This is a genomic window from Pantoea sp. USMM079, assembly GCF_037153115.1.
In the GTDB taxonomy this organism is placed as follows: Bacteria; Pseudomonadota; Gammaproteobacteria; order Enterobacterales; family Enterobacteriaceae; genus Pantoea; species Pantoea communis.
The window spans coordinates 18116-42636 of sequence record NZ_JBBCKX010000017.1 but is presented as its reverse complement, the minus strand read 5'-3'; the positions used below and the strand labels follow the sequence as shown (position 1 = coordinate 42636).

At 53.6% G+C, this 24521-nt stretch carries 17 protein-coding genes and 1 pseudogene; 9 read left to right on the top strand and 9 right to left on the bottom strand.

Features of this window, described 5'->3' with window-relative positions; translation table 11 throughout:
- Positions 1 to 102 precede the first annotated feature (102 nt).
- Positions 103 to 1635 (top strand): MFS transporter, encoded by a 1533-nt coding sequence (locus tag WFP70_RS18925; protein WP_337024065.1) that lies wholly within the window; start codon positions 103 to 105, stop codon positions 1633 to 1635.
- On the opposite strand, the gene WFP70_RS18920 is transcribed toward WFP70_RS18925, so the two are convergent.
- From WFP70_RS18920 to WFP70_RS18905, 4 genes are read right to left on the bottom strand one after another with little or no spacing between them, the layout of a single operon-like run.
- The gene (locus WFP70_RS18920) at positions 1620 to 2369 is read right to left on the bottom strand and encodes a thioesterase II family protein (protein ID WP_337024064.1); all 750 of its coding nucleotides are present in this window, start codon (positions 2367 to 2369) and stop codon (positions 1620 to 1622) included. The genes WFP70_RS18925 and WFP70_RS18920 overlap by 16 nt on opposite strands.
- A complete protein-coding gene (locus tag WFP70_RS18915; RefSeq protein ID WP_337024063.1) occupies positions 2366 to 4771 on the bottom strand; it encodes an ABC transporter ATP-binding protein/permease in 2406 nt (801 codons plus the stop codon). Before WFP70_RS18915 ends, WFP70_RS18920 begins: the two co-directional genes overlap by 4 nt.
- Complete coding sequence (locus WFP70_RS18910) at positions 4771 to 5736, bottom strand: ABC transporter permease (RefSeq protein ID WP_337024062.1); 966 nt, start codon at positions 5734 to 5736, stop codon at positions 4771 to 4773. The genes WFP70_RS18915 and WFP70_RS18910 overlap by 1 nt, the downstream gene beginning before the upstream one ends.
- Positions 5733 to 7109 carry an ABC transporter substrate-binding protein gene (locus tag WFP70_RS18905; protein ID WP_337024061.1) on the bottom strand — a complete coding sequence of 459 codons (1377 nt, stop codon included), beginning with the start codon at positions 7107 to 7109 and terminating at the stop codon, positions 5733 to 5735. The genes WFP70_RS18910 and WFP70_RS18905 overlap by 4 nt, the downstream gene beginning before the upstream one ends.
- Before the next feature lie 323 nt (positions 7110 to 7432).
- Between WFP70_RS18905 and WFP70_RS18900 the strand changes: the two genes are divergently transcribed.
- The 3 genes and pseudogenes from WFP70_RS18900 (at position 7433) to WFP70_RS18890 (ending at position 12606) form a co-directional block, all read left to right on the top strand.
- A complete protein-coding gene (locus WFP70_RS18900) occupies positions 7433 to 9613 on the top strand; it encodes a TonB-dependent siderophore receptor (RefSeq protein WP_337024060.1) in 2181 nt (726 codons plus the stop codon).
- Positions 9614 to 9747: 134 nt separating this feature from the next.
- A pseudogene (locus WFP70_RS18895) lies at positions 9748 to 11256 on the top strand ((2,3-dihydroxybenzoyl)adenylate synthase); the annotation flags it as partial.
- 36 nt (positions 11257 to 11292) lie between these two features.
- On the top strand, positions 11293 to 12606 hold the full coding sequence (locus WFP70_RS18890; protein WP_337024084.1) for a salicylate synthase: 1314 nt from the start codon (positions 11293 to 11295) through the stop codon (positions 12604 to 12606).
- A gap of 323 nt (positions 12607 to 12929) precedes the next feature.
- Here WFP70_RS18890 and WFP70_RS18885 read toward each other — a convergent pair whose 3' ends face one another.
- Positions 12930 to 13349, bottom strand: a complete 420-nt coding sequence (locus WFP70_RS18885) for a thiol-disulfide oxidoreductase DCC family protein (protein WP_337024083.1) — start codon at positions 13347 to 13349, stop codon at positions 12930 to 12932.
- 265 nt (positions 13350 to 13614) lie between these two features.
- Here WFP70_RS18885 and paoA point away from each other — a divergent pair, with 265 nt between their 5' ends.
- The 3 genes from paoA to paoC are packed head-to-tail and all read left to right on the top strand — an operon-like array spanning position 13615 to position 17392.
- Entirely contained in the window at positions 13615 to 14253 is a 639-nt protein-coding gene (paoA, locus tag WFP70_RS18880; protein WP_337024059.1) for an aldehyde dehydrogenase iron-sulfur subunit PaoA, read from the top strand.
- Positions 14250 to 15206 (top strand): FAD binding domain-containing protein, encoded by a 957-nt coding sequence (locus WFP70_RS18875; protein WP_337024058.1) that lies wholly within the window; start codon positions 14250 to 14252, stop codon positions 15204 to 15206. Before paoA ends, WFP70_RS18875 begins: the two co-directional genes overlap by 4 nt.
- Positions 15203 to 17392, top strand: coding sequence for an aldehyde oxidoreductase molybdenum-binding subunit PaoC (gene paoC, locus WFP70_RS18870; RefSeq protein WP_337024057.1), 2190 nt, complete (start codon positions 15203 to 15205; stop codon positions 17390 to 17392). Before WFP70_RS18875 ends, paoC begins: the two co-directional genes overlap by 4 nt.
- Before the next feature lie 77 nt (positions 17393 to 17469).
- On the opposite strand, the gene WFP70_RS18865 is transcribed toward paoC, so the two are convergent.
- The 3 genes from WFP70_RS18865 to WFP70_RS18855 are packed head-to-tail and all read right to left on the bottom strand — an operon-like array spanning position 17470 to position 20618.
- Positions 17470 to 18042 (bottom strand): nucleotidyltransferase family protein, encoded by a 573-nt coding sequence (locus WFP70_RS18865; RefSeq protein ID WP_337024056.1) that lies wholly within the window; start codon positions 18040 to 18042, stop codon positions 17470 to 17472.
- On the bottom strand, positions 18039 to 19034 hold the full coding sequence (locus tag WFP70_RS18860; protein ID WP_337024055.1) for an XdhC family protein: 996 nt from the start codon (positions 19032 to 19034) through the stop codon (positions 18039 to 18041). The genes WFP70_RS18865 and WFP70_RS18860 overlap by 4 nt, the downstream gene beginning before the upstream one ends.
- Positions 19035 to 19088: 54 nt before the next feature.
- Complete coding sequence (locus WFP70_RS18855; protein ID WP_337024054.1) at positions 19089 to 20618, bottom strand: Fic family protein; 1530 nt, start codon at positions 20616 to 20618, stop codon at positions 19089 to 19091.
- A gap of 256 nt (positions 20619 to 20874) precedes the next feature.
- Between WFP70_RS18855 and WFP70_RS18850 the strand changes: the two genes are divergently transcribed.
- On the top strand, positions 20875 to 21990 hold the full coding sequence (locus WFP70_RS18850) for a metallophosphoesterase (RefSeq protein ID WP_337024053.1): 1116 nt from the start codon (positions 20875 to 20877) through the stop codon (positions 21988 to 21990).
- A 240-nt stretch (positions 21991 to 22230) separates the two neighbouring features.
- On the opposite strand, the gene WFP70_RS18845 is transcribed toward WFP70_RS18850, so the two are convergent.
- Entirely contained in the window at positions 22231 to 23001 is a 771-nt protein-coding gene (locus tag WFP70_RS18845) for an arylamine N-acetyltransferase family protein (protein ID WP_337024052.1), read from the bottom strand.
- Positions 23002 to 23037: 36 nt separating this feature from the next.
- On the opposite strand from WFP70_RS18845, the gene WFP70_RS18840 reads away from it, so the two are divergent.
- Positions 23038 to 24519, top strand: coding sequence for an aminotransferase-like domain-containing protein (locus WFP70_RS18840; RefSeq protein WP_337024051.1), 1482 nt, complete (start codon positions 23038 to 23040; stop codon positions 24517 to 24519).
- Positions 24520 to 24521: the final 2 nt, after the last annotated feature.

The following is a 24521-nucleotide window of genomic DNA, read 5'->3' as shown; positions in this document are numbered from 1 at the left end:
TATGTTATAACGTTACTCATTTCAAGCATAAATGATAATCATTATCAAAATTAATCTTCAGCACAGATAGCTATGAATGGCCTAAAGATGAGGGAAAATGCGATGTTAATGGCTAAAGAACGGGCTAAAAACCGAAAATGGACGACGTTGGTCGCCGCCTTGAGTGCGGCTCTGATGACGCTGGATATTACAGTGGTCAATATTGCACTGCCAAAAATAGCTAAAGATTTACTAACTAATCTTGCACAATTACAGTGGGTAATTAACGGATATACCCTCAGCTTTGCCGCTTTGTTGTTACTGGCGGGTGCCTTGTCTGATCGAATGGGCAGACGCGCCATTTTTCTCTGTGGCAATGGGCTTTTTGTATTGGCGTCACTGGGCTGCGCGCTGGCCACTTCGATCGACGTGTTAATTATCGCACGTGTTATCCAGGGCGCCGGGGGAGCCATGGTGTTGGGCACGGCGCTGGCTCTCATTGCCAGTGCCTGTGAGGGTGAACCCGCGCAGGTTCGCACCAGCGCAGTCGGCCTATTTGCGGCAGGGGGGGCAGTGTCAGCGGCAACCGGACCGCTGGTGGGCGGCGTCCTGATCCAGTGGGCAAGCTGGCCGTGGTTGTTTGCAATAAACATCCCGATTGGATTGCTGATCATCTTCTTCACCCTGCGTCACGTTGATGAAAAACCATTGCCCGCTCCTCGTCATCCTCTGGATTTGGCTGGTGCAGTTTTTGTCACCCTGAGCTTGTTCAGCCTGAACTACGCGGCGTTAAATTTCTCCTCGCCTTCCGCTCCCTACGTTCGCCAGGCACTGCTGTCAGGTCTGGCCACTGCCGTCATATTTTTGATGATTGAGCGCCAGCGCGGGGAACGAGCTCTGCTGCATTTACGTCTGTTTCGCATCCCCACCTTTCTTGGTGCCATCATGATCAGTTTTGCGGGTCGAATTTTCAGTTTTGGCTTGCTGCCCTTCCTGACGCTCTGGCTCAGTGGCCTGCTGCATTATTCGGCATGGCATATCGGTTTAATCCTGCTCAGCCAGTCAATCGCCATGGTGATTGCCGCCGGATTAAGCGGTCCGCTGTCACGCCGAATTCCCGTGCGCATCTTACTGGCGATTGGCATGTTCATCGTGGCACTAGGCCTTACCATCAGCAGTCATGTGCACATCAACAGCGACTGGCTGGCGATTTTGCCGCTTCTGCTGATGCTGGGCATCGGTGCGGGTCTGACCCTGCCACACCTGATGGATCTCGCCGTCAGCGTGGTTCCGGCACATCAGGCAGGCGCTGCGTCAGGAACCGCCAATACCTTCTTCCCACTGGGTACCGCGGTGGGTATTGCCCTGTTTGGTCTGATACTTAGCCATGTGATTCAGCAGGCGTTACCCTTGTCTCTGTTGAGTGCTTCGGGTATCAGTGATCCTGCATCTACTCTTCAAGCCATCAATAGCGCTCAGTTTGCAAGTCTTCACTCCCTCCCCGTGCTGCAATTGCAAGCCCAACAGGCGTGGGTTGATGCGCTGAATTTGCTGTTCCGTGTGGCAGCGGTGGCCAGTGTGTTAGCTGGCCTGGCTGCCCTGTGGTTAATCCGTCCTGCACGTGCGCAGCCAGAGCAGGCTCAGGAAAGCGCGTGAGTCTTGCGTAAGCGAGCCTGTAACTGCCTGATCAGCGGTTGCGGCTCGCCACTGAAGTAAAAGTGTCCCCCACGAAATCGGTCAAGCGTGAAATGGGACGTGGTCCATCTGGCCCAGCCTTCAGCTTGTTGCGATTCAAACTCGGGATCTTCATTGCCCACAAAGGCGGCGATAGGGCATGAAAGCGGCTGCGTTGAACTGAGCTGCCACTGCTCAATCAACGCATAATCGGCTCGCATTGTGGGTAAGATCAGTTCGCGCATTTCCGTTACAGCCAACAGCTCAGGATCAGTACCGTCCAGACGCAGCAATTCATCACACAGGGCTTTATCATCCTGATGATGCAAGGTGCCCGGTTGGTGAAATTGTGGCGCCTCACGCGCCGAAACCGCCAGCAGCTGCGGTGAAGGGAGACCCTCTTTCTGGAGTGCGAGCACGGTTTCATGGGCCACCACCGCGCCCATACTGTGTCCAAAAATTGCCCAGGGCTTATTCAGGCAGGGAGCGATGGCTTGCGCCACTTCACGCACCAGGTCAGGCATCGAAGCGGGGATTGGCTGCTGCCAACGTTCAAGTCGTCCCGGGTAGCAAATCAAATTCAATTCGATGTCTTGTGAGAGATGTTCGCGCCAGCCGCGGTAAAGCCCGGCATTACCCCCGGCGTGAGGTAAACAAAATAACTTTAATGCGGGTGTCGTGGACCCGGCTAAGGTTCTAATCCAGGGGGAGGTCATTGAGATATGTCCGTTGTGAGTTTTGCTGCTGCCACTAACTGTCGCGTGACCTTGTGTGCGGGACACTTGAGCAGTTGAGATGCGTGGCCGCTTTCAATCACTTTGCCATGGTCAAGCACCATCAACTCGCCGCCTAACTGTGCAGGAAGAGTCAGGTCATGAGTGACGATCAGTAAGGCAATGCCCTGTTCGCGTTGCAAACGTTGTAAGAGTTTGACCAATTCGAGACGCGTGGGTCCATCCACCGCGCTGGTAACTTCATCGCATAACAAAATATCAGGGCGAACGATCAGCGCGCGTGCCAATGCGACTCGTTGCTGTTGCCCACCAGAGAGCGTGCTGATGGTGCGCGAGAGAAGATGCGTTTCAAGACCGACCTGCCGTAGTACTTCATGAAGCCGTTGCTCTCGCTGTTCTACAGTTAGTGTCGGGGCATAAAGACGTAGCGGTCTGAGCAGCAACGCGCGTACACGATAAAAAGGATTTAACGCACTGGCGGGATTTTGCGCAACATATTGCATCTTTGATTTCTGCACGCGGCTGCGCTGGTGAATGTTCAAAGGCAATATGGCGTCATGCAGGGTTAACACGCCGCTGGCGGCAGGTTGTAAACCTGCTATAGCGCGCAATAAGGTGGTTTTTCCTCCGCCGGAACGGCCAGCAACAGTCAGTGCCTCACCCACTCCGATTGAAAACTCAAGCGATTCAAGCGCCGTTCTGTCAGCATAACTGGCCTTTATTCTGGAGCCAGACAACAGGGGGAAGAAAACATATTCTTCTGTTAAAGCAAGCAATTCAGGCTTGCAGGCTTCAAGCAGTTGTAGACCCGCCAGGCTGCTGGGAGCACGTAAAAATGCCTGAGTCTGTTGCTGTTCCGTCACCTTCCCCTGCGACATAACCACAATGCGATCCGCTATCTGGCATGCCTCGGGTAAATCATGGGCGATAAACAGCACGCTCATGCTATGCGCCCGCGCCGTGGAGGCAATCCAGCGCAGCAGCGCTTGTGTGCTGACGCTATCCAGTGCGCTGGTGGGTTCATCCATCAGCAATAACGCTGGGTAGCCGAGCATCGCGGCCACCACCATGACGCGCTGGCGCTGCCCACCTGAGATCTGATGAGGATAGCGCTGTAAAAATTCCACACCATCAGGTAATCCCAGCTCTTTAAAATGAGCGGCCACCTGTTGTTTACGCTGTTGCGCGGGTAGCCCGCGTCGAGCCGCCATGATGCGCAGGTAAGTCTCGATCGTTTGTGAAGGCATCATGCTCAGACGCGGATCCTGCGGCACGAACCCTGTTTGATGTGCCCTCAACTGTCTCAGCGCGCGGTCGTGCAATGAAAACACTGCCCGGCCTGCGAGCCAGACCTCGCCTTCTATGCCTGCCACTGTCGCGGGAAAATGTCCCAGTGCGGCACGTAGTAAAGTGCTCTTGCCGCTGCCTGAAGCCCCCACCAGTGCAACGATTTCACCGGTTTTAACCTGAAGTGAAAGTGAGTTAATCAACGTCTGCGTGGGCAACATCAAACTAAAATGTTTGATGTCCAGCGCCATACTGACATCGCCAGTGGTGTCAGAGTGCGACAACACTGACAGCAATTTCTGCCTGTTTTGCTTGCGCGAAGGGGTAAAAAGCCCATCCAGACTCAGGTTGAGTGGAATAAGGAGTAACAATATTGCGGCGATGGGCGCCAGCGTTGCCCAAGGTTGAAACGACAATCCCTGACGGTTTTCCATGATCATCAGGCCCCAGTCTGCCTCGGGCTGTGGTGCGGCCAGCCCGAGAAAACTGGCCGTCGCCAATATAAAGAGGGCGGCCAACAGACGAATGCCAATATCGGCACTGAATAAGGGCAACAGATTCGGCGCGATCTCCCGGAGGAGAATCGATATTAATGATTCACCGCGACAGCGCGCCATATCGACGTAATCCTGTTGCAACTGCTGCAGTGTCGCCGCGCGAACTAAACGAAAGATATCGGGAAACATTACCAATATTGCGGCTATCACCGCCGCCAGATAACCTCGCCCACTGACTGTCACCACCAGCGTTAGCAACAACAATCCCGGAACACTCAGTAAGACATCCGCGATAACGATCAGCACGCTATCAAGCCAACGTCCCTGAAGTGCGGCTATCATTCCCAGCAAACCGCCGGCTAACCACGCCAGGAGTACGCTTAAACAGGCCAGCACCATCAGTTGCTGGCCCCCGCTCATTAAGCGACTGAAAACATCTGCCCCGAGATAATCTGTACCCATCCAGTCGGTTGGGTTGGGCGGTGCAAAAGGCATATCGCGGATTTCGTCGATTGCATACGGCGCAAGCCAAGGTCCCACAACGCTGAAGAGTGCCATGAGCAGAAACAAGCCAATACCGACGTATTGTTTTTTGCTCATTATTGCTTTCCTTGCCCGGCCGCTGGGTTGAGCAGCGCCGTCAGACTATCAGCCAGTAGGTTCAGGAGCACCGTCAGCGTACAAATCACCATTGCAATGCCCATCACCACTGGTGTATCGCGTGACAAGGTGGCATTAAGCAATGCTGCCGCCAACCCAGGCCAGCCAAACAGCGTCTCGGCAATTAAGGCGCCGCCAAACAGATAGGCGATGTAGCGTGCCAGGACAGGCAAACAGTGCCCTAGCGCATCCGGCAGGACCCAGTGCAATACCACTCGCGCCTCAGCCACACCATTCAGGCGGGCGCATTCGCAGGCAACAGACTGTGAGGCTCGGAGCACCCCGAGACGGATGAGCTTGATGTTTTGCGCCAGCGAAACGCTAAGCAGGGTCAGAACGGGCAAAATAAACAGCGGCCACTGAGACCAAAGCGATTGGGTTGGTACAACGAGTGATAACGCGGGCAACCAGTGCAGCATCAACGCAAAGACCATGACCAGCAACGTGCCGGTGACGAACTCCGGAAGTGTTACCAACCCCAGTGACAGCAGGCTAATCAACCTGTCTGCGACACTGCCGGGGTGAAGCCCGCAATACACGCCTGCTGTCACCCCTATGACCACCAGCAATACGCTGGCAGTCGCGCCCAAAACCAGAGAGAATCGCCCGCGTTCCCAAAGCACATGGCTGACCGGGCGACCATTTATGAAACTGTTTCCCCAGTCGCCACGCAGGACACCCTTTACCCAGAGCAGGTAACGCGTGGTGAGAGGTTTGTCCAGCCCCAGTTGTGTACGTAACGCCGCCACCTGCTCAGGGCTGCCGCTGCCAGCAAGGCGCTGAGTCGCAGCATCGCCCTTAACCAGTGACATCGCGCTGAAGATAATGGCCGAGAGCAGCCACAGCGTGAACAGCGCTTGTGCAGCGCGCAACAGCATCCGTGTCGCGGTCCCCCTGTGCATCATGCTGGACGCAACCACGCATCTCGTAGCAGCGGATAATCAAAGAATCCAGCAGCTCTGATACCAAACACCTGCGGCGAAGACGCGGCGATGGAGGGAATGCGCGCAAAAATGGCATCCCCTCCCTGCTGCCATAAGTAGTGCTGAACGTCCGCCACACGCTGGCGTAACGCATCGCCGCGTGCAGCCTGCATGGCGTTCATCAGAGCATCAAGCTGCGGTGTAGCGGGACCGGTAAATGACCAGGGAGCTGATGAGCCATAGTAGAACGGTAGCGCAACGGGCAAAGGCATCGGACGATAGAGATTGGTTTGTAACGGCGTGTTGAGCAGCAGGTTGAAATCACTGTAATAGTCCGCGGCAGGCACGCGATCCAGTTTAAGATCAAAGCCCGCTGCTTTTGCCTGGCGTAATAGCAGCGTGGCGCTTTCCGCAGTGCCGTATTCATAATCGCTGGTGCGAATCGCCGTGTTAACCGACCTCAGACCCGCTTTCTGCAACAGCGAGTGGGCACGCTCAGGATCATATTCACGTACAGGCAGGTCGGCCGCGAACCAGGGTTGACCAGCACCCAGTGCATCATTAGCCACTTCGCCTAATCCCATGGTCACAGCCCGCACCATCATGTCGCGGTCAATGCCGTATTTCAGCGCTTCCACCACCTCAGGTTGATTAAACGGGGCTTTGCTGAGATTCATACTCAACGCCAGATTACTCATTTCCGCTTTCGCAGACTGCCAGAGTTTGATGGACGAATTGCCCTGTTCTGCTCTGGCCGTTAATAGCGCCATGCCGCCAGCATAGTCGAACTGCCCCGCCTTCAGACCATTCAGGCGTGCGGCAGTATAGCTAACGGAGTAGAGCTGAATTTCATCCAGCCAGGGCCCGCCATGTTCTGCGTCCCAATAATCGGTACGTGCCTGCAAGATACTTTTATCCTGTGTCCAGGATTTTAGTGTGTAGGGGCCGCTACCAATGGCTGACGTAAAATCTTGCGTATTATCTGGAAAAATAAACACAGACTGAGCCAGTAATAAATCAAACGCTCCTACTGGTTTATGCAACTGCAACGTCAGGGTGTAATCATCCTCGATCCGGGACGAAGCGAGATCCAGCGGTTTAAGCCAGCCGCTTTGGCTGCCGGGCTGACTCATCCAGGTACGCAGACTGAACATCACATCTTTTGCGGTGAGCTTTCGTCCATCACTAAAGGTGACACCCTGCCGCAGTTTTATTGTCCAACGCGTGGCATCACTGTTGGTATCGGCAGACTCCATCAGGCGCCAGACGATGCGCTGATTGTCTATTTCCGCTAATGAATCCCACACTAAGCGTGCGCGTACATAGTCGATATTACTGTTGGTAGAACGCAGCACATGGGTGGAATCACTACTGGACCCTGCAAAGGCTGCTCGCAATATTCCGCCTCTTTTAGGCCGAGGTTCCTCAGCCCAGGATGGCATGACAAAACCGCTACTTAACGCGATACCCGCGCCAATTCCCATTGTTTTTATCAGTGTTCTTCTGGTTAAACCCTGGCTCATTCGCTCGCCTCTCCCTTAACGAAATCCTTAAATTTCTGCTTCATTATCGATCATATCATATGTTATATCATTACACCGTTATCAGTGCTATTGATAATCATTCTCAAAATTAACATTAAGAAAACCTTTTGATTGTTATCGTGCAGAGGATTGCTATGGAACGCATCACGACATATTCGGCAGGAAAAAAAATCACACAACGCGCCGTAACGGGCCTTTCCCTTTCACTACTTACCCTTGCGCTGCAAAGTGCCTGGGCACAGCAAAATAATCCGACGTTGACCGTGACAGCACAAAGCCAGGAATCACATGGCAGTAAGCTGTCTGCAAAGGAAAGTAGCAGCGCAACCAAAACGGACACGCCGCTGGTGGAAACACCGCAATCTGTTTCCGTCATTACCCGCCAGCAGATGGATGATCAAAATGCGCGAAGCCTGAACGAAGCACTTCGCTACACGCCGGGTGTGGCTGCGGAGCAGTGGGGAGGCGTAACCGCCTTTGATCAGTTCACTATTCGTGGGTTTAACTACAGTGATACGGGGTATTCTGATGTGTTTCAGGATGGTCTGCGCAACACCAATGGCCTGCTGTTTGGGGTACAACAGGTCGATCCTTTCCTGCTGGAGCAAGTCGATGTGATGCGCGGTCCCGCTTCGGTTATCTATGGTCTTTCTAATCCTGGCGGCGTCATCGCCTTAACCAGCAAGCTGCCAACGCGCGAGACCATTCGTCATGTCGAAGTAGAGGGCGGTACCGATAATTACGGTAGAGTTGGCCTGGATTTCGGTGGCGCGCTGAATGACAGCGGCAGTGTACTTTATCGTTTGGTTGCAACCGGTCATCTGGCAGATGGTATGCAGCAAGGTACCAAACTAAAGGGTTACGCGGTGGCTCCCTCCATCACATTCAATCCGGATGACAATAACAGCCTGACGCTCTACTCACGTTTCCAGTACGATCCTAATCTTGGTGCCATCACTTCCCTGCCGGCTTACGGCACGGTATTTTCCAATCCGAATGGCAAACTGCCGCTGGATGCTTACCCCGGTGAGCCAAACCATAATACCTTCAGCCGCAAACAATCGACGGTTGGTTACAGCTATACCCATAGCTTTAGCGAAGACTGGTCGACGGTGTTAAAAGGCCGCTATTTTGGCGAAACCTCCAATTACGATGCCGTGGTGATGTCGGGTCTCAATGACGATATGCATACCATCAGCCGTAACACAGCTGTATCCGATGAGCATTACAACACGCTTAACTTCGACAATCAGATCCACGGTTTCTTCGATACGGGTTCAGTAAGCCATGAACTGCTGACGGGAGTCAGTGTTGATCACATGCGTGGCCACGCTAATTACGGCAGTGGAAGCGTCTCATCACTGGATATCTATCATCCCACTTATGGTGTGGCCGAGTATGGTCCTACCGCCTGGTGGCAGGATAGCCGTGTCTCGTCTACCCAAACCGGCGTGTACTTGCAGGATCAGATTAGCTGGCAACAGTGGCGAACCACATTAGGTATTCGTCACGACTGGAGCAAAATCATCAACAAAGATTTTCTTTACGGTCAGAACTACGAACAACATGATCAGGCGACAACCGGACGAATTGGCCTGAACTATCTGTTCAATAATGGCATTTCCCCTTACTTCACCTGGTCGCAATCGTTCCAGCCCGTTGCCGGTCTCTCACGCGATCAACAACCTTTCAAACCGAGTCGCGGTGAGCTGTATGAGTTTGGTGTGAAGTATCAGCCACCAGGCACGAGCACGCTTCTGTCCGCAGCGATTTATAACCTGACGCAGGATAAGAGCCTGAGCAGCGATCCTGTAGATACCGCCTTCCAGACCCAGGGCGGCAAGATACGCGCGCGTGGACTCGAACTGGAAGCCAGAGGGGCCTTAACCGATCAATTTAGCCTCATCGGCAGTTATACCCTTCAACAGGTTAAATACACCCAGGATACACAAGGTCGTGAAGGCAAAACTCCTTTGCGTGTACCGCGCACCTTTGGTGCATTGTGGCTCGACTGGCAGGCGCCAGCCGGCACCCCCGTGGAAGGATTAGGCATGGCAGTGGGCGGACGCTTTAGTGGCGGTACTAAAGGCGGCACCATGGATAACCAATTTAACACCGGCGGTTATGGTCTGATGGATGCTTCAGTTCGTTATGAACTCGGCAAACTTGACCCTTCATTACGCGGCGGCAAAGTACAGCTCACCGCACAGAACTTGCTGGATCGCAAAGTCGTTGCAGGGTGCTATTCGACCGACACTGGCTGCTTCTGGGGTGCAGGCCGTCAGGTCATTGCCAAATTTAGCTGGGACTTTTGATGAGATTGCCGGCCTGGTGCCGGCAATACCTTTTCGGCAAGGAGAAAATCATGAACGAACCTCACCCACTTAGCGCCTGGAGCGAAAGTGAACGTGCCTATTTCCGCCAGAATGGTTATTGGGTTGACCAACCGCTGGGCGAGCAACTCCGCAATTGGGCAAGTCAGCAACCTGAGAGCATTGCGTTAGTGTCTGGAAAGCAGCGGCTGAGTTACCGAGAATTGGATCATCTGGCTGACAGACTGGCGGCGGGTTTTGCCTCCAGGGGGATTCGCTCAGGGGATAATATGCTGTTGCAACTCCCCAACAGTATTGGCCTGGTTGCGACGCTTTTTGCTTTATTCCGCCTGGGGGCGCGTCCCATTCTGGCCATGCCAGGACAAAAATCAGCGGATATTGATGCGTTATGTAGGGTGGCCGAACCCAAAGCGTGGCTTTTTCCAGAGCGCTATTTAGGGAACGATTATCAGGCGATGGCACAGGAGATCGCGGTTAACCACCCAGGCATGCAATGCTGGCAGGTGAATACGGATGACATCACTAATAATCCCCCCATGAAGGCCTTTCAGGCCGACCCGCTGTATTTCCCACCCCCTCATGCCGAAGAGATAGCGCTACTGCTTCTGTCCGGAGGCAGCACCGGCACGCCCAAGCTGATCCCGCGTACGCATACTGATTATTTCTACAATGCTCGCCGCATGGCTGAGATCTGTCAGATCTCCAGTCAGAGTGTCTATCTGGCTACGCTGGCAGTGGCGCATAACTTCACCCTTTCCTGCCCTGGCGTCCTGGGGACATTGTTATCAGGCGGCAAAGTGGTGCTGGCTCAAACATCGGGTTGCGACGAGGTATTTCCGCTTATCGAACAGGAAAAGGTGACGTTCACTGCCCTGGTACCGCCGCTTGTCACACTCTGGCTGGAGTGCCGCGAGTGGGATGAAAGCGATCTTTCCAGTTTGCAGCTGATACAAGTGGGTGGAGCAAGACTGGAAAGCACGCTGGCAGCTAAAGTCAAACCCGCTTTCGATTGTCAACTACAGCAGGTTTTCGGCATGGCTGAAGGTTTGATTTGCTGTACCCGACTTGATGATTCTGAGGACGTGATTCTGAATACCCAGGGCAGGCCCATTTCAGACGCCGATCAAATTCGGGTGGTTAACCATGAAGGATTGCCCGTTGAAGCGGGATGCCCTGGCGAGCTTCTCACTCACGGCCCCTATACCATTGGCGGCTATTATCGCGCTGAAACGCAAAATCTTCAGGCGTTTACATCGGACCATTTTTACCGGTCGGGCGACATCGTTCGTTTGACTGCTGCCGGTAATTTTGTGGTTGAAGGCAGACTGAAAGAGCTGGTTAATCGCGCGGGTGAGAAGATTAGCTGTGCTGAGATTGAGTCATTAATCGATAGCCATCCTGCCGTGACCAGTTGCGTAGTGATTGGTGTGGCAGATGCACGTTTAGGTGAACGGATCTGTGCTTGCTTCCAGGGCGATGCCTCACTGGCACTGACCAAATTACGCGGTTTTCTGCTGCAAGCCGGCTTAAGCGAACACAAACTCCCCGATCAACTGCTGCCCGTCACACGCTGGCCTTTAACGGCGGTCGGCAAAATTGATAAACGCCAGCTTGCCAGCCTCGCACAGCCCGAAGGGGATAGCTGTGAGTTTTCGCATCATCTGCCATTACAAACATCGCCACTCGACGTCATCTATCACCTGCTGAAAAACGAAACGGATTGTCATATTGCTTATGAGCATAATGAGGTTTGGGATATTGGGATAGGCAGCCTGGCGCAAGTGGCCCTCTACTCTGATCGAGCGGAACTTCAGTTGCCCGATGCCGCGCTGCAAACCTGGCAGGGCGCCAACTGGAAGATAAATTTGCAGCGAGCTCTGGATGCCCTGCCCTATAAGAAGTGGCATGCATACGGTGTAAGTCACTTCGAGCTTTCACATCTCATTCATGAGGTTTCTTCACCTCTTCTGGCTACCGTTACACCGCTGCTGACACTGTTTGTTCCTCGCCTTCGCCTGAAATTAGGCGAGAACAGTGCAGAGCTCATCGCGACTTCTGAACAGGAATTGCAGCAGCTGATCGGCAGGCTGAAAGAAAGCGATCGAGTGGCGGAGATCACTCCGCCAGAGGCTCACTGGAAAGCCAGGGTTGAAAAATGCATCCGCGAGCAGGATGCCCACGATTACTGTCAACGGGTGGCCCATGCAATTAAAGACATTCAACGCGGTGAATATCAGAAGGTCATCCTTTCGCGTCAAATTACACTCAACGAATCCGTCGACTTACTGGCCAGTTATCATTATGGGCGCCGGTTTAATAACCCTGCACGATCGTATGTCGCACGTTTGAAGGGTGATTACTTTGTAGGATTCAGTCCCGAGACGGTCGTTGAGGTTTCTGATTCTGGCGTGGTAAGTACACAACCGCTGGCGGGCACCCGAGCATTGACCTCGGACGAGGCAGAGAATTTACGATTGCGTGAAGTGCTCATTAACGATACTAAAGAGATTGCTGAACATGCCGTTTCCGTGAAGCTCGCGATTGAGGAGATACTCCCCCTTTGCGAGAGCGATTCCGCTCATGTCAGCAATTTTATGAACGTTTCTTTAAGAGGCAGTGTGCAACATCTGGCCTCTCGGGTAAAAGGACAGCTCCGCACTGATTTCAATGCCTGGGATGCCTTTGGCGCGCTTTTCCCCGCAGTGACCGCCTCAGGTATACCAAAGCGCCCAGCCATAGAGGCCATTCAGAGACTGGAGCCCGTTACACGCGGCGCATATAGCGGCAGTGTGTTTATGGTCAATAGCCAGGGTGAAATGGATGCTGCTTTAGTGCTGCGATCGCTTTATCAACATGATTGTGGAGTGGCGTTACAAGCCGGTGCGGGAATAATTGATCAATCACTGCCTGAAAGGGAGCTGGAAGAAACAATTGAAAAATTACAATCGGTTAGTCGTTTCATTATTTCAATGTAATTAACCACTTTACTTCAGGGCCGCCATGGCTCTGAAGTAATAATTTAAGGAATTATTTTAACAATTCAACATAACATCCGTTGTGTACATTTATTATAGTACTTTTATTGAAGTACTGATTTAGTGAAAAACTACTTGGCGCATAATATTCAAATAGCACAGAGTTTTATCCTTCCTTTTACGACGGAACTGCCCATTAATATTGCCTTTAAATTCTGGCAATGATTTTTTTTATGGCTAAATTGCCAGAAGCATGCCCCTGTCTAGCCATCGATATTTGAGTTTAGAACCGACAAATTAGTATCACCATCAATCATTTATGCTCATAAAAACCTGCCAGGATAATCCCCTTCTATCTCATGAACATCATCGTAATGGCCGAATAACCGATAGCGATTGAGTGCAATACGATTATAAAAGAAGTCAGATATAAAACTGGGCAGAAATCGAATAGCAGACAGCGCCTTCCAGGGCCACGGCATAAATGCCATTGCCCTGCATATGCCCTGTGACCTGAGCCAATGTTGGTTCTTATTAATCAGAACAATTGTTCGAATGTTTTCATCAGGCAAACCTGCGTATCTAAGTAACATTTTCCCCTTCTCACTTTGGATGGCGACAAAGCGAATTTTCCGATCGATACGATGAGTGATCAAAAAAATAACCCAAGCGTTACACAGCTTACAAATACCATCGTATATGATGACTTGTTCCTCTGCTCTGAGAAAGGGTGGCAACGACATAACGATTTCCCCATTCATCAAATCATCATTACGGCACATTCTAGTGCTACGTCAAGCAATGCGGGGAAATCAAATTTATAAGCGATACGGTATATTTCTAAAATCGGTCATATAAAAAGTTGTTTTTTTCTCGCTCCGCTTACTTTCTGCGAAGAAATAGCCCGCCACACCCGCAATGTCCAATTGACGTCTATGCTTAGTGCTTACAAAAACCTTATAAACTGAGGTGCCTTAGGCACCCTAATTTTGTCACTGGAGGCCGGGTATGAGCACCCCACATGATGTCAACCACCAGCAGGATCGTGATCGAGAAAACGCCGCAACAGCCAATAGCGCTTCAGTTGCGACCAAATTAAGTCAGCACGCGCTAGCTACCACACCCCCACCCGCCATGATGCCGGTAAGTTTAAAAGTGAATGGTAAAGAACGTTCGCTCCATCTGGATACCCGCACCACTCTGCTGGATGCTCTACGCGAACATCTGCACCTCACCGGAACCAAAAAGGGCTGCGACCACGGTCAGTGCGGTGCCTGTACCGTTATCGTAGATGGGCGACGCATTAATGCGTGCCTCACACTGGCGGTAATGCAGCAAAACGCTGAGGTCACCACCATTGAAGGCCTGGGTACGCCTGACAATCTGCACCCGCTTCAGGCTGCTTTCATCAAACATGATGGCTATCAGTGCGGATACTGCACGCCGGGACAAATATGCTCTTCCGTGGCGGTTCTGAAGGAAATTGCAGACGGCATACCCAGTCACGTTTCCCCGGACCTGCTGGCACAGCCGACACGACATGCAGATGAAATTCGCGAGCGCATGAGCGGTAATATCTGCCGCTGCGGGGCCTATGCCAACATCCTCGCCGCCATTGATGAATACGCGGAGGGTCAGACATCGTGAAAGCCTTCAGCTATGAAAAAGTCACCTCTTCCCTGGAAGCCGCCACGCGCGCGCTGCAAAATCCCGGTGCCAGGTTTATTGCCGGAGGCACCAATTTGCTCGATCTGATGAAGCTGGAGATCGAAACCCCCGCTCATCTCATTGATGTGAACGGTTTGGCGCTGGATAAGATTGAACCCACCGACGAAGGCGGACTGCGTATTGGTGCACTGGTGCGAAATACCGACCTTGCCGCAGACATGCGTGTGCGGACGGGCTATGCGGTGCTCTCACGTGCGTTACTGGCTGGTGCGTCTGGTCAGTTACGCAATCAGGCGACGACGGCAGGAAACCTGCTTCAACGCACGCGCTGTCCTTATTTCTATGACACCAACCAGCCCTGTAATAAGCGTCTGCCCGGCAGCGGCTGTGCGGCGCTTGGGGGTTACAGCCGCCAGCTTGCTGTTATCGGAGCCAGTCAAGATTGTATTGCAACACATCCCAGCGACATGGCCGTGGCAATGCGTCTGCTGGATGCAACTATCGAAACGGTCAGCCCGGATGGCAGCGAGCGCGCGATTCCTATTAATGATTTCTACCGCGCGCCGGGTCAGACGCCTCATCTTGAGACGGTGCTTAATGCGGGCGAATTTATCACTGCGGTGGTCCTGCCGCCGCCAGTGGGAGGCACGCATATCTACCGTAAGGTTCGCGATCGCGCCTCTTATGCATTTGCACTGGTTTCCGTAGCGGCCATCGTACAGCGTGATCGCACAGGAAGGATCGCCGTCGGGGGTGTGGCGCATCAACCCTGGCGACGGTCGTTGGCAGACAGCGAACTGCCCAATGGTACTCAGCCGGTTTTCGATAAGTTGTTTGAGGATGCACAACCTACGGCGGATAACCAATTTAAGCTGGTACTGGCGAAGCGCACTCTGGCTTCAGTGCTGGCAGAAGCGAGGGCAAAAGCATGAAATTTGAGAAACCCGCCGGTTTGAATCCCATCGATCAACTCAGATACGTTGGCCGTCCGCTTGATCGCATTGATGGGCCTTTAAAAACAACCGGCAGCGCGCCTTACGCCTATGAATGGCATGATGAGGCGCCTGACGTCACGTATGGGTATGTGGTGGGCAGCCCGATTGCCAAAGGCAAAATTACCTCGCTTAATACCGAAGCCGCTGAAAGCGCACCGGGCGTGTTAGGCGTTGTTACTGCCAAAAATGCGGGCAAACTCAGCAAGGGGGAGATGAACACGGCAACGTTGCTGGCTGAATATCGTATTGAACATTACCATCAGGCCGTTGCATTGGTTGTCGCTGAAACGTTTGAACAGGCACGTGCGGCGGCCCAGCTGGTGGAGGTCAGCTATCAGCAAGAAGAAGGCGCTTACAGCCTTGCTCATGAAATACCCACCGTGACAACGCCACCGGAAGATACGCCGGATAAAACGGTGGGTGATGCAGAGCGTGCCCTGAGCGAAGCGGCGTTTGTGCTTGATGAAACCTATAGCACGCCGGATCAGAGTCACATGGCTATGGAACCTCATGCTTCTATGGCCATGTGGGACAAGGACAAGGTAACGGTGTGGACGTCGAACCAGATGATAAACTGGTGCCGATCCGATCTTGCGAAGACGCTGAACCTGCCGCTGGAAAAAGTGCGGGTGCTGTCGCCTTATATTGGCGGTGGTTTTGGCGGGAAGTTGTTTCTGCGCAGTGATGCCCTGCTGGCAGCGTTGGGTGCTCGCGTTGTGAAACGTCCGGTGAAAGTGATGCTCCCCCGGCCAATGATCCCTAATAACACCACTCATCGTCCCGCGACGCACCAGCATATTCGCATCGGTACCGACAAATCCGGGCATATCACGGGCATCTCGCATATTAGCTGGTCGGGTAACTTGCCGAACGGCACGCCAGAGACCGCCGTGCAACAGACGGAACTCCTCTATGCCGGCGCTAACCGTCTGACCGGCCTGCGTCTGGCAACGCTTGATCTGCCGGAAGGCAATGCGATGCGCGCGCCGGGTGAAGCGCCGGGGTTAATGGCGCTGGAAATGGCGATGGATGAGATAGCGGAGAAAGCCGGCATCGATCCGGTGGAATTCCGCATCCTGAATGATACTCAGGTTGATCCCGCTGATGCCAAACGCCCCTTCTCGCGCCGCCAGCTGATTGAGTGTCTGCGCACCGGTTCAGAAAAATTCGGCTGGCAAAAGCGTAATCCGTTACCTGCCCAGGTAATAGACGGGCGCTGGCTGGTGGGCTTAGGCGTAGCCACTGGATTCCGCAACAATCTCCTCGCCCCCTCTGGCGCACGGGTGCACCTGGATGCGCATGGCATCGTCACCGTCGAAACCGACATGACAGATATTGGCACTGGTAGCTACACCATCATCGCCCAGACGGCGGCAGAAATGATGGGCGTGCCCCTTGAACAAGTAGTAGTGAAACTGGGAGATTCCGCTTTCCCGGTCTCAGCGGGGTCCGGTGGTCAGTGGGGTGCGAACACGTCGACGGCAGGCGTTTATGCCGCCTGCGTCAAGCTTCGAGAACAGGTAGCAACAGCACTCGGCATCAACCCTGATGATGCCGAGTTCGTGGAGGGCGAAGTTCGCTCAAGTCATCGCAGCGTCCCGCTTTCTGCGGCAGCGGCTAATGGCACTCTGACGGCAGAAGACACGATTGAGTTTGGCGACCTCGATCAGCAGTATCAGCAATCCACGTTTGCCGGGCATTTTGCTGAGGTGGCCGTAGATGTTTACACAGGGGAAGTGCGGGTACGCCGCATGTTGGCCGTCTGTGCGGCAGGTCGAATACTCAATCCCAAAACCGCGCGAAGTCAGGTCATTGGCGCGATGACAATGGGATTAGGTGGCGCGCTGATGGAAGAACTGGCGGTGGATACCCGATTGGGATTGTTTGTGAATCACGATATGGCAAGCTATGAGGTGCCCGTTCATGCGGATGTTCCCGAGCAGGAAGTCATCTTCCTTGATGATACCGATCCGGTCTCTTCACCGATGAAAGCCAAAGGCGTGGGTGAACTGGGATTATGCGGTGTCGGTGCAGCCATTGTGAACGCGATTTACAACGCGACGGGTGTCAGGGTCAGAGATTATCCGGTTACGCTGGATAAACTCTTAGCAGCTTTACCCTGACCGCTTAACGCTCGCCAAATAAATTTACCCGCTGTGCGGTCTGCAAGTCCGTGCAGCGGGTCAGTCTCTTAGCCACATCAATATTCAGCCTGATTAGCCCGCGTAATATCCTCAATAGTATCAATATCCGTGATGCAGCCGCGATCGGTTAAGTCAACAAACGTGACAGCATCAGCGTTTAGCAATTCCCTCGCCCCTTTGTCTCCCTGTAATGCACAAAGCTGAGAGTAAAAAGATTGCTGAAAACCGACGGGATGACCTTGTATTCCATCGACTTGTGCGCGTACCGTTCGGGAGTTGCGCAGCGCTTCACTGACTGCCCGATAGCTGGAGGGCTGGATAAAAGGCATATCCCCGAGGGTAATTAACCATCCGTCATAATCTGCTGTGGCGTTAACGCCCGCCGCGATAGATTCCCCCAGCCCCTCACTTGAACAGCGGACGATACGCTCCTCAGACATTAACTCATGCAGTTGCCTGTCCTCAGGCCGAGCCACTACATAGCAGTCAAGACCGGAATCCCGCACATTATCCAGCGTATGCTGAAGCACTGGCTTACCCTGTATTAACGCAGCGAGTTTATTTCCCTGACCGGATTGCCTGAAGCGACGGCTGTGCCCAGCGGCCATGACCAGAATGGCAATATTCACGATGCGCCATCCTTGTCCTGCGGTGAGCCCATCAAACCATTTTTGTGGCTAACGACATCGGCCATAATGGATAGCGCGATCTCCGCGGGTGTTTTGCTGCCAATATCCATCCCAATCGGGGCATGAATCCGGTTAATTTCTTCGGGATTCAGTTCGCCAATCCTGACTAACCGCTCTTTTCGCCTCAGACTGTTGTTCTGCGATCCCATGGCGCCGATATAGAAAGCAGGCAGATTTACAGCCTCCATCATCGTGAGATCGTCGATGCGAGGGTCATGGGTAAGGGAAAGAATCGCGGTGCCTGAGTGACACCCTTCACGTTCAAGGTAGCTGGCGGGAAACTGCTTGATTAACTTCACAGTGTTATCAAGTTGATCGGCCAGATTCAGCAGTACATCCTCGCGGTGCTCACACACCAGTGTTTCAAACCCTAAAGCCTGAGCAAAGTTAGCGCAGTAGAGTGCGACGCTGGAGAGGCCCGCAATGACCACCCTGGGAGGGGCGCACAACGTCAGCACGATGTTCGCGCCCTGTACCTGAGTATGCGTCCGGCTCAGATACCCCCCAGGTAGCAGCGAACGGCACGGTTCGGGTATTGTCAGCGCTTTTACCACAGAATGCGGCCCCGTCAACGCTGACATCATCTGTCGCAGGTAGCCGATCGACGCTTTAACCGGCATCAACTTTTCCACCAGGATGTCCAGCGCGCCTCCGCAGGGCAGCGCCTGGTCCGGCTCAAAGCCACCGTCTCCATAACGCACAATCTGGCTGGGCAAGGAAAAAATATCGTCGCCAATTCGGGCGATAAAGCTTTCTTCCACGCACCCGCCCGACAGCGAGCCGCAATAGCGACCATCGCTTCTGATCACCATCATTGCGCCTGGCGGGCGCGGGGACGAGCCAAAGGTACTGAGCACCGTACATAGCCACACCGGATGCTCCTCAGCCCATGCCAGTGCTGCGTTCAACACTTGCACATCAAGATGATGCATGCAGTTCTCCTGTAAGGGCGTTTATGTTCAGAATTGCGTCCAACCCAACTGTTCTTAACTCCCCTCGTCAAACGCCGACTTGACCGCCTCAACGATCTTCTCCGCCCTTGCCGTATCCTCTAGCGGCGGATACTCCTTCCTCAGCTTTCCTGACACCTGCCAGCCATTCTCTTTCAATGATCGGATTATCCGATTCGCATCCTGATCCGGCATCTCCAGCACTTCCTTCAGCCGCTCCTGTGCCTTCTGGAATATCGTCAGCACTCTGGCTTCATCGGCCATTTCCACGCGCACGGTGTGCTCAATCACTTTAGCGGTATACAGCACGTGAGAAGTTAAATCCGGGTAGCGCCAGGCGTAACGCGCATCTTCGTAGTCGGAGAAGGTGAAGTTGCTGGGTGTACCGTCGTCATACGTCACGATCTCACCAAAATGGCAGGAGGTCGGATAGCGGCGCATCAGGCGTTTCGAGAATACTTCCAGCGTGCGGTCATAGCCAACACGGAAATCCAGTGAGCTGGTGATGCTGGCGGAGACCGGCAGAATAACACCCTCAGGAATGGCGCAGTCGCGGATTAATGAGTCATTAATCAGGAAGCGGTGAATACGGCCATTCCCGTCGCGCATCGGATGAATATAGACAAAGCCGAAGGCAATCACGCCCGCTCTGGCCAGAGGTTCGGCGCCACGGGTGGCTAGCTCAAACTCTTGCAATCCACGCATAAACAGCGGCAGGTCTTCAAATTGTGGCGCCACGTAATGCACGATGTCCTCACGCATCGTGGCCTGTCCGACAAACACCGGTGAGCGACGCAGCCCCAGTCCCAACGCATCGTGACCGAGAATGCCTCTTTGCAGAATATGCAGGCTTTCATCACTGAGCGGGTCATCGATCTGGCCGCAATATTGCGCAATAACATGGGCGAAACGCTGAATACGATCGGCCTGTTCAGCCTCTTTCTCAATTAAAAAGCTGGCCCGGGATTCCTTGAAGGTCAGCCAGCTGGCGGTTCGCAGCAGAACATCGGCACCAAAGGTATCACCCAGTTCATGCAGTGCTGCCGTGACATCAAAGGCAATGGTATTCTCAATCTCAGGCGTGCGGCGAATCACAGGACAAAAGTCAGGCGAGCCGGGTAAGTTATCGTTGATACGCCAGCGTTTGTTCTTGATTGCTAAAGTTCGCGTCAGATAGTCCTTCGCGGAGATCGCCGCAACATACCCGCCGTTAGCGACATCTGGCACGTTGGTGAGCGTGTTACCTGTTAGCCATTCATAGAGAAAACCGGTACGGCGGGCGTATTGGCCAAAGGGCTCGCGCAGGCACCAGCTTTCGATCGGTTCTGGGCCGATGGCAGCGAAGAGCCGGGCAAAAAACTCCAGATGGATCTCTTCATATTTGAGGCCAAACGCAAAATGACCTGAGAAGCTATCGTCAGGTTGATAGCTTGGAGGGTAGCGCTTTTCGATACGTCCCTGGTTCTCATGGGTGGCGCGAACCGTGCCAATAGCCGATTCCACGCGAAGTGGCTGAACCAGTTCAATGTGATAGCGCTTGCAGAGCGCCTTAAATCCCACCAGCATCGACTGAATCCTTTAACATCCAGGTGAAAACGATAATTTATTCGCACTATAGCGCGAAAATAATAATTAAGCGATGCAGACCCAGTAATTCAAGACCAAAAACACTAATATAATCGCCATTTCTGATGAAAATGATAATGCCAACGCAAGAACATCAACAGGACTGTCTCTAAAAAAACTTTTGCTATAGTCATCACTTACGATGATAAGTTTGATTTTCGCGCTGATTCAGCGTTTAAAACCAGGGAAGAGAGTGATGTTTCATCTGATATTCAGCATACCGAGTTGGTATGTTATTGCGCGATTCGTTTTTCCATTAGCCATGCCATTAGTATTGAAAATCATCCTATCTTTGGTGGTTTTGCTGGCTTCTCAATATCTGTTAATTAGCCGATTTACGCCGGGCGGTATCTTCTCACCTGAAATGCCGCGCGCCGTCACCATCCTGTTCAGCTGGGCCTTTGGCGCAGTGTTACTCCTCGCGTTCACCCAAATACTGCTTGATGTAGTCACAATCATTTCCCTGCTGCTACGGCACCCACTGCAGATGGCGCCTGGCGTACGTTATGTTGCTGCACTCTTTGCCATGGTGATGTCGGCGGTGGGCGTCAATCAGGCCATACGTGTGCCACCCGTAAAAGAAGTGACGGTTAAAATCCACAACCTGCCGCGCGAGTTCGAAGGCTACCAGCTGCTTCAGCTCACGGACCTGCATATCACCAAAGTGTTCAACGCAGCATGGACCACAGCCATGGTGAAAAAGGCCATGACGATGGATGCTGACTTGATCCTGGTAACGGGCGATGTAATTGATGGCACCCTGGAAAATCGCAGAAAAGACGTGGAGCCGTTGAGAGGTTTACATGCGCCTGACGGCGTTTATGCCATCACCGGTAATCATGAGTATTTCTTTGAACAGCAGCGCTGGACCGATCATCTTGCGACGTTAGGCCTGCTACCTTTGCTCAACAGCCATACCCTCATTAAACGCGGCAACGCGGAGCTAGCGATCGCCGGTCTGCCCGATGTTTCAGCCTCCCGCAGAGATGCCACTGGCCCTAACCTTGAGCTGGCGCTGGAGGGTGTTCCTGCTGACGCTCCGGTAATCTTGATGGATCATCAACCGCGCAATGCGCGCCAGAACGCAACGCACAAAGTCGATTTGCAGCTATCTGGTCACACCCACGGCGGACTGATCGTCGGTTTTGACCGCTTGTTTGCGAAACCCAACGCGGGCTTTGTCTCAGGACTTTATGATGTGGATGGCATGCAACTCTATGTGAATAACGGCACCGCGCTCTGGCCAGGCATGGCAATACGACTGGGACGCCCTTCTGAACTGACGCGGATTACGTTGCAGCGGAAAGAGTGAAGTTTTGAGTCATATCTTCTAAAAAACGTTGAGAAGAATGTGCATAGCCATGAGCCTATTATGTGAGGCTCATGGCTTGCATCAAACCAACACGCGCAAAAGCGTTCAATCATATGGATAATAAAAATTTCGTTGGAGCCATAACCATCGTCAAAATATGCTCAGTTAAGGCCGCACAAAGGTTCTGGCTTACAAGGATATTTATCCCCAAAAATTTCCTGCCTCGTTCTTTTGACGTTCCTATGTAAGGCTAACTAACCCAAAGCGGCTTAGCAGCACATCATCAATTTCATCTTCCGCCAGCTGCTGCTTTTCCACACCCTCCGCCGTCACCGTTTTCAACATATCCCCTAGCAGGATCATCCGCCCCTCCGGACGATGCTGCACAATGAGTCGTTTCTGCACAAAAATCGCATCAGGATGGGTCGAGTTGAGGTAATTCGCCGGGGCAAAATCAATCCACTCTTGCGGTGACAGGTCAAAGCCGTATTGGTTACACCACTCCCCTTCTACCTTCGCCTGAAGCAGATACTCGCCATGCGCGTCACAGGTGAGTTTGAACGTATCGAAATCCTGTTTGATATCGCTATTGAGCTGATCTAAGGCTATGGGTGCGCGGATGCCATAGCTGCCAAATCCGAGATCGCACAGCCACTGACGTCCATCGACCTCAGCAATGATTGCCATGTGGGTTTTGGGACGGCGCACCGGGTAGAACATCGGCCTTGCTGCCACAAAACGGTAGGGAATACCTAACGCTTCCAACGCCATGGCAAACAGTCCGTTGACCTCATAACAGTAGCCCCCTCGCCCTTGATGCAAAATCTTGTCGCTGATCTCTTCAGGCACCAATGAAACAACTTTTCCAGCCTGAACGTCGAGATTCTCAAACGGCACGGAGAAAAGTTGATGACGCATAATGGCGTGCAGCGTGGCGGAATCGGCGGCTGCAGGGCCGGTGTAATTGATGCGGCGGAAATAGCGGGAAAGGTCGAAGTTATCGCAATGCATAGTGCCTCCTTGTCTGGTTCATGCCCGACACTATAGATGGCACTCATCATCGTCTGTATAGTCAGATTCATTGAAAATCAGACTGCACAGATCGACATGCCCGCCTCGTCATTATCGTCCCCACATTACCGCCGCATTGCTGAGAGTCTGCGACACACCCTCGCCTCCGGTGCGCTGCGACCCGGCGATCGTATGATCTCCGCACGCAAACTGGCCGAACGCGAACAGGTAAGTCTGCCAACTGCTCTGGAAGCCCTGCGTTGTCTGGAAGCGGAAGGATTGATTATTGCGCGTCCGCGCTCGGGCTATTTCGTCAGCCCGCGAAACACCGAACGGCAAATACAGCCGGCTCTGTCGGGCCCTGTGCCCGTGACCCTGTCAGCTATTGCGCGTTCACTGTTCAGTAGCGCAGAAAGCCGTTTGATACCGCTCGGCGCGGCGCTGCCCGATCCCCACTGGTTGCCGACGGAGACACTCCAGCGGGCGCTGCAATCGGCAGGTCGCCGTCTGGATGCGCATGGCCAAAGCTATAGCCTGCCACCGGGCCGGGCCGACCTGCGCAATAAGATAGCCACACGTGCCGCGCAATGGGGCGCGCGCTTTAGCGCAGACGACCTTGTTATTACCGCTGGGGCGACCCAGGCGCTGCGTCTGGCACTGCGCGCCGTGTGCCAGCCGGGCGATGCCGTCGCGATTGAGCAACCCGCCTACTTCGGCACGCTCCTGCTGCTGGAGGATTTGGGCCTGAAGGCACTGCAAATCCCCACCGATCCCATTGAAGGATTGCTGCTGGCACCGCTCGCTGACGCCATTAAACAGCATCGACCCGCTGCCGTACTGGCCTCGCCTACCGTGCAAAACCCGCTGGGTGCCAGTATGCCGGTCGCGCGCAAGCAGGAGCTTGTCGCATTGCTTGAACGTGCAGGCATCCCGTTAATTGAGGACGATGTGTATGGCGATCTGGCTGGCGATGGGCAGCGACCTCTTGCCTGCAAGGCCTTTGATCAGCGTGGCAATGTGATTTACTGCAGTTCGTTATCCAAGACTCTGGCACCGGGCTGGCGCATTGGCTGGATTGCCGCCGGCCGCTATCACACCCAGGTTTTGCAGGCGCGCATGGCGGGCGACTGGGCGGGCGCACCGCTGCTTGAAGCCGCCGCCAGCGACGTACTGGCCAGTGGGGACTACGATCGGCACCTGCGGCGTTTGAAGGTTCGCGTTGAGAAAGGTGTGCGAGCCGTCATCGCACGGGTTGAAGCGAGTTTCCCGCCGGGCACACGCGTTACTGCACCGGAAGCCGGCTTTTTGCTGTGGGTTGAACTTCCGCCACAGATCAATGCGCTGGAAGTGCACCGTCGCGCACTGGCGCTGGGTATTGGGGTTAGCCCGGGGCCGCTGTTTTCACCGGGAGCAGCGTTACAGAATTTCCTGCGCTTAAATTGCGCGAATCAGCCAACGGCACAGCTGCTGAGTGCTGTGGACCAGATTGGGGCGATTTGTCACGCATTGATGGCCTGAGT

Coding starts and splice junctions, on each gene's coding strand:
- WFP70_RS18925 (WP_337024065.1), top strand. CDS start 103: ATGTTAATGGCTAAAGAACGGGCTAAAAACCGAAAATGGACGACGTTG.
- WFP70_RS18920 (WP_337024064.1), bottom strand. CDS start 2,369: ATGACCTCCCCCTGGATTAGAACCTTAGCCGGGTCCACGACACCCGCA.
- WFP70_RS18915 (WP_337024063.1), bottom strand. CDS start 4,771: ATGAGCAAAAAACAATACGTCGGTATTGGCTTGTTTCTGCTCATGGCA.
- WFP70_RS18910 (WP_337024062.1), bottom strand. CDS start 5,736: ATGATGCACAGGGGGACCGCGACACGGATGCTGTTGCGCGCTGCACAA.
- WFP70_RS18900 (WP_337024060.1), top strand. CDS start 7,433: ATGGAACGCATCACGACATATTCGGCAGGAAAAAAAATCACACAACGC.
- WFP70_RS18885 (WP_337024083.1), bottom strand. CDS start 13,349: ATGTCGTTGCCACCCTTTCTCAGAGCAGAGGAACAAGTCATCATATAC.
- paoA (WP_337024059.1), top strand. CDS start 13,615: ATGAGCACCCCACATGATGTCAACCACCAGCAGGATCGTGATCGAGAA.
- paoC (WP_337024057.1), top strand. CDS start 15,203: ATGAAATTTGAGAAACCCGCCGGTTTGAATCCCATCGATCAACTCAGA.
- WFP70_RS18860 (WP_337024055.1), bottom strand. CDS start 19,034: ATGCATCATCTTGATGTGCAAGTGTTGAACGCAGCACTGGCATGGGCT.
- WFP70_RS18855 (WP_337024054.1), bottom strand. CDS start 20,618: ATGCTGGTGGGATTTAAGGCGCTCTGCAAGCGCTATCACATTGAACTG.
- WFP70_RS18850 (WP_337024053.1), top strand. CDS start 20,875: ATGTTTCATCTGATATTCAGCATACCGAGTTGGTATGTTATTGCGCGA.
- WFP70_RS18845 (WP_337024052.1), bottom strand. CDS start 23,001: ATGCATTGCGATAACTTCGACCTTTCCCGCTATTTCCGCCGCATCAAT.
- WFP70_RS18840 (WP_337024051.1), top strand. CDS start 23,038: ATGGCACTCATCATCGTCTGTATAGTCAGATTCATTGAAAATCAGACT.